Raw genomic sequence first — 14,643 nt, 5'->3', positions numbered from 1 at the left:
GGGGATATGTCTACCGGCGACGGTAAGACAAAGTTGGGCTCAAACGAGCTCTTTGCGGCCGCCGATCAGCGTTTTCAGCCGTTCGGCCAGCAGGGCCACGTCGAACGGCTTCTTGAACGTCTCGTTGATCGACGAGCGGTCGAAGCTGTTCGGGTTGCCGTCGTCGGGCAACAGGGCAATCAGGATCACTTCCTGGAACTCAGGATTGCGCCGCAGGTTCTGACAAATCTGCAGCGACTCGGTCCGGCCAATCGAGAAGTCGACAATGATGCAGTCCGGGTGGAAGCTTTCGGACTGAATGCCGGCCTCGAAACCGCTGGCGGCAGTGCTCAGCTTGAACGACCGTTCGATCGGCAGTTCGCGCTTCAGGTTCTCGATGAGCACCTGATCCTGCGCCACGACGAGCACCTTGGCCATGGCCTCGTCTTCCAAGTCACCCAGCGGCATCCCATGCTCTTTGAGGAATTTAATAAGATATTCGCGCGGGATGCGACGGTCTTGCGATCCGGGAATGCGATAACCCTTCAGCCGGCCGGAATCGAACCACTTGCTGACCGTGCGCGGGGCAACCTTACAGATCTTTGCGACCTGACCAGTTGTAAACACCTTCATCGCAGGCTCTCCAAATTCTGTACGCTTTCGTAGGTGGACCGCTCGAGGAGTTTGACTCCGCGAGCGGACGCTGTGCCCCGCATCTGCGCTGGCCCGGCCGGTTTCAATCCTTCGTGCCGGCTGTGGGTACGCCAGGTTGCGGCAAATGTCTGGGTCGGGGCTTGTCCGGGAATTCGCTACTTTCGGGCTAGGACTCAGCTCCCTCTGGCCTGCGCCTAAGAGTGCTATCGGCACAAGACGACAAGGAAGCCAGCGAAAATCCGTAACATAGAGAAGGCCAGGAGCAGTCGGATTTGCGAGGACCGCAGTGCTAGAGCGCACAACGTGCGCCATCCACCGAAGTCGCAAGAACCGACCGATCTGGTCCGGAGAGAGGGCAGCAAGCGCGCCGAGGCGGCGTCCGCGGCACACGGACGGCTGCGACGAAACGGGCCAATTCGCCAGCGATTGGCGCGACCCGAGTGCTAGTTGTCCCCCCTCCGGCTTACCGCGGTGAACGGCCGTCTCTTGCGAGGCGGTGTCCGCGTGGTACGCCTTCCAAAGGTAGTTTCGATTGCCCCGGGGGGATGACTTTAGAGAGTTTCGACTATCGTAGTGGCCACCGGGGTCGTATCGCGTAATCGGTGGCTACCAGAGTCACCGTCGGTAACGGTCGGGCAGGATATTCCGGCCCGGTGCTGGGTAGGGTCGCCGGCCGAGGGGAGAGCAGGGGCGCCGGCCGGCAGTTCAAGCCGCGGCCGTGTCGTCTTCCCTGGCCGCTTCGCGTTGCGGCGACCAGCGGAACTCGCCGTTCTCGCTGATATCGTCGAAGTGCACGCTGACGCGCTTCGAGATGCCCGATTCCTGCATGGTGACCCCGTAGAGCGTCGTCGCGCAGGTCATCGTCTTCTTGGAATGCGTGACGATGATGAACTGCGTCCAGGCCAGGAATTCCTTGAGCACGCCGATAAAGCGTTCGATGTTCGCCTCGTCGAGCGCCGCGTCGACCTCGTCGAGAACACAGAAGGGGCTCGGGCGACTGCGGAAGATGGCCAGCAGCAGCGCCACGCAGGTCAGCGTCTTTTCGCCGCCGGAGAGCAGCGAGATGTTGCGCGGCTCTTTCCCCGGCGGGCGCGCGACGATTTCGATGCCGCTGTCGAGGATATCGACTCCCTCTTCGAGGATGATGTCGGCATGGCCGCCGCCAAACAGCTTGCGGAACAGCGTCTGGAAGTGGCCGCGGACGATTTCCAGCGTCTCGGCGAACAACCGGCGACTATCGTTGTTGATCTTGTGGATGATGCGCTCGAGGGCCGTCTTGGCCTCGGCCAGGTCCTGGTACTGCGCCGCGAGCGCTTGATAGCGCGCCTCCAGGGCGTCGAGCTCGTCGAGGGCGTCGAGGTTCACGTTGCCCAGATTGTTGATCTTGCGCCGTAGCTCGGCGATCTCCTGATCGACCTCGGCGCGTGCCCTTTGCTCCTCGTCGGTTGTCGCCGCTTCGAGCTCGGACAGCTCGATCCCGTAGTCTTCGCGCAATTGCGCGGCCAGCGTGTTGCGCTGCAGGCGCACCTCGTTGGCGGCCAGGTCCTTGCTGTGCACCTGGTCTTCGAGCCGCTTGATCCTGGCACGCACGCGCTGGGCCTGCTGCGCCAGCTCGCCGCGCTCGACTCGCAACGACTCGCGGGCTTCGACGTGGGCAGCGGCCTCGGCAGCAAAAGCGTCCTTGCTCAAGAACAGTTCGGCAATGGTCGCGCTGGCCTGCAAGATGGCGGCACGCGATTGACGTGCCCGCTGTTCCGCGGCTGCCAGGCGCGCGGCCGTTTCTTCGCGGGCCTGGCGGCGTTCTTCCTGGCTGTGCTCCAGGTGACGCTGCTGGGTTTGGAGGTTTTCGAGCCGATCTTCGACTTTGGCGAGTTGGACCTTGATGGCCGTCATCTCGGCATTGCGGCGCCCCCGGTCGGCGTCGATCGCATCGAGCTCCTGGGTCAGTTGCGCAAGCAGCGCGTCGAGTTCAGCGACTTGACGCTCGCCGGCCTCGCGCAACTCGCGCGTCTTGACGAGCGCGGCTTGCGCGACGGCCGCCTGTCGCTCGGCGGCGTCGAGATCGGACTGCGCGGCCCGAGTCTGGTCGGCCAATTCGGCGTGTCGCTGCTGTGCCGCCGCAATCTGTAGCCGCTGTTCGGCCAGGCGATCGACCGCTGCGCGATGTTCGTTCGCCTGAGTCGCGGCCAGCAGCTCGGCTTCGCCGATTTGCCGCTCGAGCATGCCCGAGTCGTGCTCCAGCTCGGCGGCTTGCAACTCCAAAGCGGCGATCTGGTCGCGCAACACGCGCAGTTCGCTGCGGCGCGAAATCAATCCCGGGCTGGCCAACCAGGAGCCGACCACGAGCGTACCATTGGGGGCCAGCAAATCGCCCGCGAGGGTGACCAGCTGCCCGCCGTCAGGGATCTCGTTGCGCAGCGGCCAGGCATGGGCCAAGGTGTCGACGATCCAGGTCGAGCCGAGTAGGCGTGTGAGCAACGGCTGCCACTGCGGCGCGACTTCGACGAACGTGTCGGCCCTGCCGACCACGCCTGGGCGGCCGGTAAGCAGGTCCGCGGCGGTCTCCGGCGATGCGCCCGACGCGGGCAGGAAGCCGACGCGCCCGTGAAAGTTTTGCTGCCCGGCGGCGAGCTGGTCCCAGAGTTCGGCGCCGTCGGCGACGACCAGGTGCTGGGCCCGTTCGCCCAAGGCGACCTCGATCACCGGGGCCAGTTCGACTTTGACACGAATCAAATCGGCGACGAGCCCGACGATTTGACTCCAAGGACCAGGCTCGGCGGAGCGAGCGGCCAAGAGGATTTCCTTGACCCCGGCGCCCAGTCCCTCGAGACGTTGTTCGAGCTCGTCGAGCACCGCGGCCCGGGCTTGCGCGGCACTGAGCTGCTGCCGCGCGTGGTGTAGATCCTTGGTGCGGCCGGCCAGACGCGTGCGCGCCGCGGCGATTTGCGACTGCGTGGTGGTCAGAGCATCGGCCGCAACTTCGATGCCCGCGACCAAGGTCGCGGAGCCTTGCTGCAGGGCGTCGAGCTGTTGTTGTTGAGATTGTTGCGCGGCGGCCAACTCGGCGAGTCGGGTGGTGAAGCGTGCTGCCGCCTCGCGGGCCGTCGCCAACTGCGATTCGAGCACGCTCATCTCGTTGCCCAACGCTGCCGCCGCGCGCAGGGCCTGCAAGTAGGCTTGCCGTCGCTCGCTCATGGTGGCGCGCCGGGCTTCGAGATCGGCGGCGAGCGCCGCAAACGCCGCTTCTTGGGCTGCGAGCTGTTGGCGGACGTCGTCACGCTGCGCGGCGGCTAGTGTCACGTCGGCGGCGATCGACTCGGCCTGCTGCTGCAAATCGCCGATGCTCAGGCCCATCGTGGCGAGTTGCTTGCGGAGGCGGCTCGCTTCGACTTCCAGCTCGGCCACGAGGGCCCGTTCGTGTTCGCTGCGCGATTCGCAGGCGGCGATCCGCTCGCGATTCTCGGCGATCTTGGCCTCGCAGACGCGGATCGCCTCGGTCAATTCGCTGGCCTGGGTTTCTGCCGCCAGCGATTGGACCTCGATCGTCTCGGCCGTGGCGCTGCTTTCGGTGACCTCGCGGTGCAGCTCGGCGAGCTCGGTCTCCATCGCGTCGATGCGTTCGGAGAGCTGACGCCAATCGGCCAGGGCCACCTGCGTGCGCAAGTCTTGGAGCCGGCCGGTGTATTCGCGGTACCGCTGGGCCTTGGCCGCCTGGGCCTTGACGCTGCGGAGCTGGTTTTCAACTTCGCTGACGATGTCGGCCAGCCGCAGCAGGTTTTGCTCGACACGCTCGAGTCGGCGGAGCGATTCGACCTTCTTGGCCTTGAACCGGCTGATGCCGGCGGCCTCTTCGAAAATCGCTCGGCGGTCGCGCGGGGACGATTGCAGCAGGATATCGACCTTGCCCTGCTCGATGATGCAGTAGGCTTCGCTCCCTGCGCCGGTCCCGGCGAACAGGTCGCGGATGTCGCGCAACCGGCTGGGTTGACGGTTGATCAGGTATTCGCTTTCACCGCTGCGATACACCCGCCGCGTGATATGGACGTCTGGCGCATCGAGCGGCAGTACCCGCGAGGCGTTGTCAAAGGTCAGCGTGGCCTCGGCAAAATTGAGCGGCGGGCGGCCGCTCGAGCCGTTGAAGATGACGTCGGCCATCTCCTTGCCACGGAGGCTCTTGACGCTCTGCTCGCCGAGCACCCATTTGACCGCGTCGACGACGTTCGATTTGCCGGAACCGTTAGGCCCGACGACGGCGGTGATCCCGGGGGGGAACTCGAAGCGCGTCTTGTCGGCAAAGCTTTTGAAGCCGACCAGTTCGAGAGCCTTGAGCATGCAGTGCCGCCGAATTGGCAGAATCAAACGGACCGGGCTTCTGGCAGGTCAACCGGCAGAGCCCGTTCTACACCGGCCATGCCTGCTCCCCCCAACAAGCGGGGAATCGCTAGCCCGGCCGCTTCTTCCCGATTCTACCAAAGAGCCCCTCCCAAGGTCGCCTTGGCTTTTCGGGCTCCTCCTGGTCGAAAGCCTGGTCCGAACCGTCGCTGTCATCGGATTCGTTCCAATCCTCCCCGCCGCGGTACAGCAGGGGCAGCTTTCGCCGGTCTTCGACCGGCGCCACCTCGGCGCCGGACTCCGCGGTCGCGGCCAGGGTGTCCAGACCATCGCCAGACCCCTCTTCGGGCGACGATTCTTCGTCGAACGACGGCCACGAGCGATCGTAAGTGCGGCCGCCCTGGGGCAGGGCGTCGACTTCGACCCGGCAGTTCAAGGCCCGTTTGCCGCGAGCCGCCATAAGCATCTCGACGACGTCCGGATACGTCCCGCCCAGCTCGACCACAGCCCGGATGACCTCTTCGACGTTAGGCGAGACCTGTCGCTTCTGATCGGGCTCGTCCACGGCGAAGCGGCTGATCGTCAGGACGTCGCCGCCCGATTCGCCTTTGATCAAGATGTGCTTGCCGGCCTCGATCACGACGGGCAGTTCGAATCGCGCGCCGTGGCCGAACAGCACGACCTCGGCCCGATAGCTGCGGGTCAGGTGAATCATCGGCGGGCCCGCCGAGTCGAGCACGTGAAGATGGAATTTGCCGTCGAGGTCGTCGCCCTTGACGAGCGGGTGCGAAGCGTCCATGGCCCACAGCGCACGGAAGGCGCCATAGCGTGTTTCGGCGCTGGGCACGTCGAGCAGCGAACTGAGGGCCTCGAACGCTGCGACGTCTTCCATCGAACTGAGCGCCGTCAAGGCATAGACGCGAAACGCCGGCTCGTTCTTGGCCACGTCGGCCAACATCGGGCAGGCCGTGCGATCGTCGAGATAGGCGAGCGCCTCGGCCGAGTAGAAATGCACCTCGGGATCGGCCACGTCGAGTCCCTTGCGCAGCGTTTCAATCGCCTCGCGACCGATGGCCTCGAGCCGGAGGGCGGCCGTTTTCGCCGACACGGGGTCGAGCAATTGCCGCTCGAGCACCTCGATGCGCTCGAGCCGCTCGGCGGCCGATTCGCTCAATGGGACGCTGCGCACCACGTCGAGATATCGCTCCAGGTTGTCCTTGTACCGCGGGTGCATCGCCAGCTCGATGTACTCGTCGGTCTTGGGCTTGGCGACGCCCATCTTGATGCCGGCCGTGTAGGTATGGAATCGCCGGTCGAGAACCTTGCCGATCAGCGCGCTGTTGCGCACGGTGCGATGATCGGGCTTGAGCACCAGCCCCAGCGGCCGCGACTTGAGCGCGACGCCTCCGCTTAGCACGCGAGCCCGCAGGACGTTTTCGCCGTCCTTGGCCTTCGCTCCCGGATCGACGAGCAGCGGACCCTCGGCCAGTGCCAGGACGTGGCCGTCGTGGATGGTGTCGTTGATGATCTGCAGTTCTTTGAGCCGTGTCTCCATCAGCCAGCCGTTGCGCAGGCTTGTGGTGCTTGCGCCCGAAGGCGAACGGATTTCGATGTCGAAGCGATCGCCCTTTTGAATGCCGGGGCGCAGATAGGCGCGGACCAGCACGATGGCGGTGTCGCGCGATTCGAGCACGCGGTTCGGGTGCGGGACACCGCGCGTTTGCATCTCGGAGATCAGCGCGGCGCGCTGATGCGAGGGCGGCGGATCACCGCCGGTGCCTTCCAAGCCGGTCACCAGGCTGACCGCTTCGACGCGAACGGGGCTGGTTCCGGTCGCGACGGCCAGGTCGCCCACCAGATCGGGGCTGTCCATCAGCGCTTCGAGATCTTCCTCGGGACTTTGCGAACGCACGGCCCACGGCGTGCATCCGCACAGCCCGATCAAAGCGATGGCGAGAACGGCGCGTAACGGCATCATGCCCGGGGCGCTCCGCATATGCGTCCTTGTCCGCCGGCGCGAACTGCTACCCTAGCCCGAATGGCTGGGGCACGCACGATCGCCGAGCCGGCACGCGAACGCGAACATGGATAGGATGATGAGACGAGATCCAACTTGAGGCGCGGAACGATAGACACGGGTCGCCATCGGGGTCAAGGCGGGTCGTAACCGCCAGCGCTGAATGGATGACAGCGAAGGATGCGCCAGCACCCGCGCAGCGTTCCGCGCACAGCACCGTGCTTGCGTACCGCCCCGATGAAGTAGTGGCTGCAACTCGGCTCAAAGCGGCAATGTCCGCCCAGGATCGGGCTGAGCGTGACCTGGTAAAGCTGCACCAGCAGCACCAGCAGCTCGACCGGCACGCGGCGCAAGAGGTAGAGCCAGCGGCTCATGGCGCCTCCTTGGCCAGCCGCCGCGCCAGCTTCGCAGCCAGGCGCACGAGCGTTTCGCGGAGCACGGACAGTTCGGGGGGCTGCGGGCCTTTGGCGACGACCACCAGGTCGATGCCCTGCGGCAGCCGTGCCAGCTCCAGCCGGAACGCCTCGCGCACCAGCCGCTTCCAACGATTGCGCGCCACGGCATTGCCGACTCGTCGCGAGACGCTCAATCCCAATCGCGGATACGGCAATTCATTGCAGTTGCCGTAAACGACGACCGGTCCGTGCGAAACCACGTTGCGCTGCCGGTACACGCGCTGATACAGGGCGCCGTGCCGCAGGCGATGTCGAGCCAGAAATCGGGCCGTCGTCATAGACCCCTCATGAATCGGCGGGGGGCTCGTCCGTCTGCGGTACCAACGGCTTGCGGTACCAATCGTCCTGATGCAGCGGCGTGGGTGGAAAACGCTTCTGCGCGTGGCGGCGCACCAGGCGCCCACCCCAGGCCACGAAGACCACCATCAAGGCGCCGATCAGCGCCAGCCCGAACAAGGCCATCACGATATACGTACGCCGCACCGGATCGAGCGCCGGAGGTTTGGCGGCGGCTTCCTCGGCCGCCGCGGCGATCGGGCCAAAGCAGGCCAGTGCTACCGCGACCGACGCGAGTCGAGCCGCCCGGATATCCACGGCCAGCCTCACCAGTGCAACTCCTGACGGATGTCGCCGGGATGTTTTTCGGCAATCCGGCGCAGCGCTTCGCGATCGTCGTCGTCGAGACCCCGGGGCAGGGCGATCAGCAACTCGGCGAACAGATCGCCCGGCGCGGCGCCTGCCGCGGCAACGCCATGACCCTTGATGCGGAGCCTGGTCCCGCTGGTGCTGCCCGGCGGAATGCGCAACGAGACGACCCCGCGCGGCGTCGGCACATCGACTTTTCCGCCGGCGGCCGCCTCGGCCAGCGAGACGGGAAGTTTGACGTGCAGATTCTGGCCACGGCGATGAAAGTGCGGATGCGCCGCGACGCGCACCTTGAGCAACAAGTCGCCGGCGGGCCCGCCGGTCGGCGATGGATCGCCCTGACCGCGGAGGCGAATGGTCTTCCCTTCCTCGATGCCGGCCGGAATCTTGACGGCCAGCTTTTCGACGCGACCGTCCGGACGCTCGAGCGACAGGGTGACTTCGCCGCCGGTGATCGACGTTTGAAAAGGGATTTCGTATTCGTACCGGACGTCGGCGCCGCGTAGTTCTTCGGTGGCCGGTGCCCGGCGCCGTCCGCGTCCGCCCGAGGCGCGTTTGAATTGTCCGAACAAGTCGCCGATTCCTGCCGCACCGCCGCCTGCGAATCGCTCACCAAAGAATTGACTCAGGTCGACGTCTTCGAACGAGCCGCCGCCCGCGCCGCCGCCGGGAAAACCGCCCGTCCAGGTATAGGTGCCGCCCCCGGGGCCGCCTGGTCCCGGCTGACCCATCTGCTCGAACGACGCCCCGTAGCGGTCATACAGTTCGCGCTTTTTCGGATCGTTGAGCACTTCGAAGGCCTTTTGCACGTCCTGGAACTTGCGCTTGGCCTCCTTGTCGTCGGGATGCAGATCGGGGTGGTACTTGCGCGCCAATCGCCGATAGGCCTTCTGGATGTCCGCCGGCTGGGCGTCGCGCTTCAACTCGAGAACCTGGTAGTAGTCGTCCGCCATATCGTTCCGATTGTGCAGCGCGGCAGCGCTGCGCCGAAAAATTGGTTTGTATCCGGGGTATTTTACGGCCCCCCGGCGCCGAGCTTCAAGGCTCGTTCCGCCGCGCGCTCTGCAAGCTAGACTAGTCCGGGCCGCGCGTTGCGCTCGCTCCACGTCTCCTTGCTCGTCCCGTCTGCGCGAGTTCCGCGATGCATCTGCTGCTCCGACGCCCATCCTGGCTGGTTTTCACCTTGGCTACGGCATTCACGCTCCAATCGCGGCCCGAATGGGCTGCCGCGAGCGGCGGTCAATTGCTGCTGGAAATCGTTGATCGCGATACCGGCAAACCGGTCGCCTGCCGGATTCACCTGGTGAACGAAGCAGGAAAGCCGCGCAAGGTGAACAAGCTTCCCTTTTGGCACGATCACTTCGCCTGCCCCGGCAAGGTGCTGCTCAACCTGCCCAAGGGCGCCTATCGCTTCACCATCGAGCATGGGCCGGAATACGTCGTGCGATCCGGCCATTTCACCATCGAAGATTTTGCCGACGACGAACAGCATGTCGACTTGCAGCGGATTTGCGATATGTCGAGCGAGGGCTGGTGGTCGGGCGATTTCGAGCTGCACCGCGCCGATCGCGAGCTGCCGCTGATCGTGGCGGCCGAGGACCTGCAACTGCTCGTTTGCGGCGACGGGAATCAGTCCGACGCGTCGCGCCAGACCGCGGAGCCGCCGATCATCGAGCGGCTGTGCGGCCGCGATTCATCGGGGGGCGGCCAGTTGCTGCTCTTGCGCGGCGCGGCGTTCAGCGTCCCCGTTGCAAAACACGAGCAGCCTTCGTCGCTCGAAGTGATCCGCGCGTTTCGAGACGGCAACCCGCAGGCCTGGGTCGATGCCGCGACGATTTCAGGCTGGGATCTGCCGCTGTGGCTGGCGCACCAGGCCATCGATTCGGTGCAGCTTGCGCCGCAGCAATTGGGCCGCGACCGTATGGGAGCCGACATGCCGGGAACGCGTCCGCGCGACAACCAGCGGCTGCCGGGGAACTGGGGGGCCGGGCTGTGGTCGCAGGAAATCTACTATCACTTGCTCAATTGCGGCTTTCGTCTGCCGCCGACGGCCGCCAGCGGATCGGGTGAATCGTCGAACCCGCCGGGCTACAACCGCGTGTACGTTTACCTGGGCCCCGAGTTTTCGCGCGACGCCTGGTGGGAGGCCCTGCGCGCGGGACGGTGCATGGTGACCAACGGCCCGCTGCTGCGGCCGCTGGTCGCGGGGCAACGCCCCGGCCACGTGTTTCAGGCCCCGGCCGGCGGTGCGGTCGACCTCGACGTCAATCTGAAGCTCTCGACCCGCGACAAGATCGAGTATCTTGAAATCGTCAAGAATGGACTGGTCGAACGGTCCGTGCGGCTGGACGAATTTGCCAAATCGGGCGAACTACCGCCGCTGAGTTTCGAAGAGAGCGGTTGGTTCCTGATCCGCGTCGCGACACAGGTCGAAGCGACCTATCGCTTCGCCACGACGGCCCCGTACTACGTCGAGATTGGCGACGTGCCACACCGCGTGAGCCGGGCATCGGCCGAGTTTTTTCTCGCCTGGGCGCGGGAACGCCTCGCGCGGCTGCGCGCGATCAAGCCGGCACTGCCCGCCGAGACGATCGCCCTGCACGAGACGACCGTCGACTTTTGGACCCACCGCGTCGACACGGCCAACGCCCCCTGAAACAGCAGCCCAATCAGCGCACAGCAGCCCAGAGGCCGCTCAGGCCGGCAACGAAGCCTGCCCGGCGGAGATCAGCCCGTTGGTCTTGAGCGTGTCTTCGCCCGGACCGCCGACGCTCCAAGTGCGCAGCAGTTCTTCCTGGCAGCGAAATCGCGTATCGCCGGGCGCCGGATGCAGCCGGCGATGCGTCCCCTCGGGCAGCAGCAGCCGCGCCTTGACGTTGTCGTGCAGATAGGCGGGGATCAACTCCTTGAGGATCCGCTCCTTCGATTCGGCGGCCTCGATCGGAAACATCACCTCGACGCGGCGATAGAAGTTGCGCGGCATCCAGTCGGCGCTGGCCAGGAACACCTGGGCCTCGTCGTCCGGGCTGAACACGTAGACCCGGCTGTGTTCCAAGAAGCGATCCACGATGCTGACGACGCGGATGTTCTCGGAGATTCCCGGAACTCCGGGCCGCAGGCAGCAGATGCCGCGGACGACCAGGTCAATCGGCACTCCGGCCTGGCTGGCCAGGTAGAGCGCCTCGATCACGCGATGATCGGCCAGCGCGTTGAGCTTGGCGAAGATTCGCGACGGGCGGCCTTGGCGGGCCCGATCGGCCTGCTCATTGATGAGTTCGACCGTGCGCTCCTGCAGATCTTCGGGCGCGACCACCAATTTGCGCCAGGCATGGCCCTGTGAGTAACCCGTCAACAGGTTGAACAACGCCGAGGCGTCTTCGGTCGTGTCGGGATCGGCCGTGAACAGGCCCAGGTCCGTGTAGATCAGGGCCGTCGTCGGGTTGTAATTGCCGGTGCCCAAGTGGGCATACCGCCGCAAGACGCCACCCTCCTGCCGGACGACGAGCGACAGCTTGCAGTGTGTTTTCAGGTCCAAGAAGCCAAACACCACGTGCACGCCGGCGCGCTCCAATTGGCGCGCCCAGCTCACATTGTTGGCCTCGTCGAAACGGGCCTTGAGCTCGACCAGGGCCGTGACGTGTTTGCCGTTCTCGGCGGCTAGCATCAGCGCCCGGGTGATCGGCGAATCGCCGCTGGTGCGGTACAGCGTCTGCTTGATGGCCAGCACCTTCGGATCGTTCGCCGCGCGGCTGACAAACTCGACCACGCTGTCGAACGAGTCGTACGGATGGTGCAGCAGGATGTCGCGGTTTGCGATGCGCGTGAAAATGTCTTCGCCCCGGCGTTGACGCAAACCCCGGGGAATTCGCGGGCTGAACGGTGGATCGCGCAACTCTTCAAAATCTGCCAGGTCGAGCAGCCCGCTCATGCCAGTCAAGTCGACGGGCCCGTTGACGCGGTAAACCTCGCTGTAGGCGTCGAGCGAGCCGTCGCGGATTTCTTCCGACTCGATGATCGTGTCGATCAGCTCCGGGTCGCCCGAGGCCGAGACCTCGAGCCGCACCGCCTGGCCGCGTTGCCGCGCCTTGAGCCGGGCCTCGATCAGCCGCAGCATGTCGTCCGATTCCTGCTCGAGCAGGTCGATATCGCTATCGCGCGTAATGCGGAACGTGGTCCAGGCCTGCACTTCGAACCCGCCGAACAAGTCGGGCAGCCGCGCGGCGACGGCGTCCTCCAAGAGGATGAAATCGTGCGCGTCTTCGGCCGAGAGCGGCACCAGGCGCGGCAGGACCGTGGGCAACTGCACCACCGCGAACAGGTTGCGCGGCCCCAAGCCCGAGGCGCGGCGCAGCTTGCTCACCAGGTACAAGCCGCGGTTGTGGTAGCGCGGGCTGGGATGTGCCGGGTCAACGGCCATCGGCGTGAGAATCGGGTACGCCCGATCGCGGAAGAAGCGATCGAGGGCATCGGTCTGTTCGGGTGAGAGCTGATCGTGGGCCAGCAAGCGAATGCCCTGCCCGGCCAGGGCGGGCATGACGTGGTCGCACCAGCAGCGGTACTGGTCCGCCACGAGTTCCTGGGTTCGCTTGGCGATGGCCTGCAACTGGGCGAGCGGCCGCATGCCGTCGGGCGAGTAATCCTGCGGAGCCCCGTCGCCAAAGGCCTGCTCTCGCAAGCCCGCGACGCGAACCATGAAAAACTCGTCGAGGTTCGACGAAAAGATCGACAGGAACTTGACCCGCTCCAAGAGCGGATTGCTCTCGTCGAACGCTTCCTCGAGCACCCGCGCGTTGAACTCCAGCCAGCTCAACTCGCGATTCATGAAGTGTTCGGCGAGAAACGGACGGCCGATCACGGGCAGGCACTCAGCGATTACAATTTATGTTTCCGACCCTGATGCATCATACCTTGCCGATCCGAACGCGGCAGCGGCAATCGGCCCACGTGGACCTGCCGCCGCGATTGCTGGCGCGACGGCATCGCCCCTTTTTCCTGGTCACCAGTGATGGCCGCAATTTCAAATCCCAATCGGCCCGAAGGGGAATCGCCGGCGACGGTCCCGTCACTCGGACAGCTGGCGACGTTGGCGAGCCTGATGGAGGTGACGGCCGCCAAGCCGGGCAACGTCCATCGCGGCGCCGACTTCGACGACGTCTCGTTCTTCGAGTTTGCCGCCGGAGCCATCGCGCTCGGGCCCGTCTTCGAGCTGGCCCGCGAGCGTTCGCTCGGCGAAACGGTGTTGGCCGCGGTTCGGGCCACCGCGGCACTCGTGGCGACCAACACGAACCTGGGCACCATCCTGCTGCTGGCCCCCCTGGCCAAGGCTTCAAGGTCGGACGACCTGCACGCCGGGGTGCGCCGGGTGCTCGAAAGCCTAACGCCTGACGACGCCGCGCGCGTGTACCTGGCCATTCGCGAGGCGGCGGCCGGCGGGCTGGGGCGCGTCGGCCAGGCCGACGTGGCGGGCGAGCCGCCGGCCGACCTGGTCGCCGCGATGCCGCTCGCCGCCGAGCGCGATCTCGTCGCGCGCCAGTACGCCAACGGATTCGCCGAGGTCTTCGACCACGTCGTGCCCGATCTGCAATTCGGCCTGCAGCAAGGCATCTGTCCGGCCGATGCGATCGTGTTCGCGCATGTCCGCGCGATGAGCCGCTGGCCCGACAGCCTGATCGCGCGCAAGTGCGGGGTGGCCGTGGCCGAGCAGGCAGCGCGGCTGGCCGGCCAAGTGTTGCAGGCCGGGCCACCGGGCGACGAAGATTATGAACGGGCGCTGGGCGATCTCGATTTCTGGCTGCGCAGCGATCACCATCGGCGCAATCCAGGGACCACGGCCGATCTGCTGGCGGCAGGGCTGTTTGTGCTCTTGCGGCAGGGCACGTTGACGGCGCCCTGGCGATTTTACCGGCCGTTTGTCAAGCAAGATGCCGAGGAGCAGAGAGCTTGAGCGAGCATTACCACGTCCGTGTGACGAAGGACTACCTGGTCTTCTCCGCGGCCCACTTCATCACGTTCAACGGCAACGTCTGCGAGCGGCTGCACGGACACAATTACCGGGTTGCCGCCGAGGTGCACGGACCGCTCGACGAGAATCAATATGTCGTCGACTTCATCGCCTTGCGCGATGCTTTGCGCGATATCGTGGCCGAACTCGATCACCGGATGCTGCTGCCGATGCACCATCCGAGCATCCGCGTGGCCGCCGGCCCGAACGAGGTGACGGTGACTTTCCAAGATCGCCGCTGGGTGTTTCCGCTCGACGACTGCGTGCTGTTGCCGGTGGCCAATACAACGGCCGAACTACTCGCCCGGCATGTCGGAGGTAAGCTCCGCGAGGTGATTGAGCGGACGACGAGGCACACGTACCCTACGTACCGGGTCGAGGTCGACGAATGCAACGGTCAGCTTGGCGTTTGGACGTGGCGCGCCGACTGATGGCTCAGGGCGCCGAATCGGTTTCCGTTTCGCCGGGTTCCAGGCCGTTTACGACGTCCTGGCCGAAGGTGTAGAAGAGCCAATCGAGGTCGCTGCCGCCGATCAGGCGGTCGATCGCACCGTCGGCCA

At 65.6% G+C, this 14,643-nt stretch carries 11 protein-coding genes; 3 read left to right on the top strand and 8 right to left on the bottom strand.

All coding sequences use genetic code 11. The annotated features are described in order from the left end of the window. Positions 1–39: 39 nt before the first annotated feature. From K1X74_20585 to K1X74_20555, 7 genes are all read right to left on the bottom strand, one after another. A complete protein-coding gene (locus K1X74_20585; protein ID MBX7168746.1) occupies positions 40–612 on the bottom strand; it encodes a helix-turn-helix domain-containing protein in 573 nt (190 codons plus the stop codon). A 726-nt stretch (positions 613–1,338) separates the two neighbouring features. Continuing rightward, positions 1,339–4,965, bottom strand: a complete 3,627-nt coding sequence (gene smc / locus K1X74_20580) for a chromosome segregation protein SMC (GenBank protein ID MBX7168745.1) — start codon at positions 4,963–4,965, stop codon at positions 1,339–1,341. Positions 4,966–5,074: 109 nt separating this feature from the next. Continuing rightward, the gene (locus tag K1X74_20575) at positions 5,075–6,943 is read right to left on the bottom strand and encodes a flagellar basal body P-ring protein FlgI (protein MBX7168744.1); all 1,869 of its coding nucleotides are present in this window, start codon (positions 6,941–6,943) and stop codon (positions 5,075–5,077) included. Positions 6,944–7,116: 173 nt separating this feature from the next. After that, the gene (gene yidD, locus K1X74_20570) at positions 7,117–7,356 is read right to left on the bottom strand and encodes a membrane protein insertion efficiency factor YidD (protein MBX7168743.1); all 240 of its coding nucleotides are present in this window, start codon (positions 7,354–7,356) and stop codon (positions 7,117–7,119) included. Further along, positions 7,353–7,715 (bottom strand): ribonuclease P protein component, encoded by a 363-nt coding sequence (gene rnpA, locus K1X74_20565; GenBank protein ID MBX7168742.1) that lies wholly within the window; start codon positions 7,713–7,715, stop codon positions 7,353–7,355. Before rnpA ends, yidD begins: the two co-directional genes overlap by 4 nt. 7 nt (positions 7,716–7,722) lie before the next feature. Next, positions 7,723–8,043, bottom strand: coding sequence for a hypothetical protein (locus tag K1X74_20560; protein MBX7168741.1), 321 nt, complete (start codon positions 8,041–8,043; stop codon positions 7,723–7,725). Beyond that, positions 8,040–9,035 carry a J domain-containing protein gene (locus K1X74_20555; protein ID MBX7168740.1) on the bottom strand — a complete coding sequence of 332 codons (996 nt, stop codon included), beginning with the start codon at positions 9,033–9,035 and terminating at the stop codon, positions 8,040–8,042. Before K1X74_20555 ends, K1X74_20560 begins: the two co-directional genes overlap by 4 nt. Before the next feature lie 188 nt (positions 9,036–9,223). On the opposite strand from K1X74_20555, the gene K1X74_20550 reads away from it, so the two are divergent. Then, the gene (locus tag K1X74_20550) at positions 9,224–10,738 is read left to right on the top strand and encodes a CehA/McbA family metallohydrolase (protein ID MBX7168739.1); all 1,515 of its coding nucleotides are present in this window, start codon (positions 9,224–9,226) and stop codon (positions 10,736–10,738) included. Between the two features lie 39 nt (positions 10,739–10,777). On the opposite strand, the gene ppk1 is transcribed toward K1X74_20550, so the two are convergent. Further along, positions 10,778–12,937 carry a polyphosphate kinase 1 gene (gene ppk1 / locus K1X74_20545; GenBank protein ID MBX7168738.1) on the bottom strand — a complete coding sequence of 720 codons (2,160 nt, stop codon included), beginning with the start codon at positions 12,935–12,937 and terminating at the stop codon, positions 10,778–10,780. A 150-nt stretch (positions 12,938–13,087) separates the two neighbouring features. Between ppk1 and K1X74_20540 the strand changes: the two genes are divergently transcribed. Together K1X74_20540 and K1X74_20535 are read left to right on the top strand one after the other, a co-directional pair. After that, positions 13,088–14,026, top strand: coding sequence for a triphosphoribosyl-dephospho-CoA synthase (locus K1X74_20540; GenBank protein MBX7168737.1), 939 nt, complete (start codon positions 13,088–13,090; stop codon positions 14,024–14,026). Beyond that, on the top strand, positions 14,023–14,514 hold the full coding sequence (locus tag K1X74_20535) for a 6-pyruvoyl tetrahydropterin synthase family protein (protein ID MBX7168736.1): 492 nt from the start codon (positions 14,023–14,025) through the stop codon (positions 14,512–14,514). The genes K1X74_20540 and K1X74_20535 overlap by 4 nt, the downstream gene beginning before the upstream one ends. Positions 14,515–14,643: the final 129 nt, after the last annotated feature.

The organism is Pirellulales bacterium, from assembly GCA_019694435.1.
In the GTDB taxonomy this organism is placed as follows: Bacteria; Planctomycetota; Planctomycetia; order Pirellulales; family JAEUIK01; genus JAIBBZ01.
This window is presented reverse-complemented; position numbering and strand designations above follow the sequence as displayed.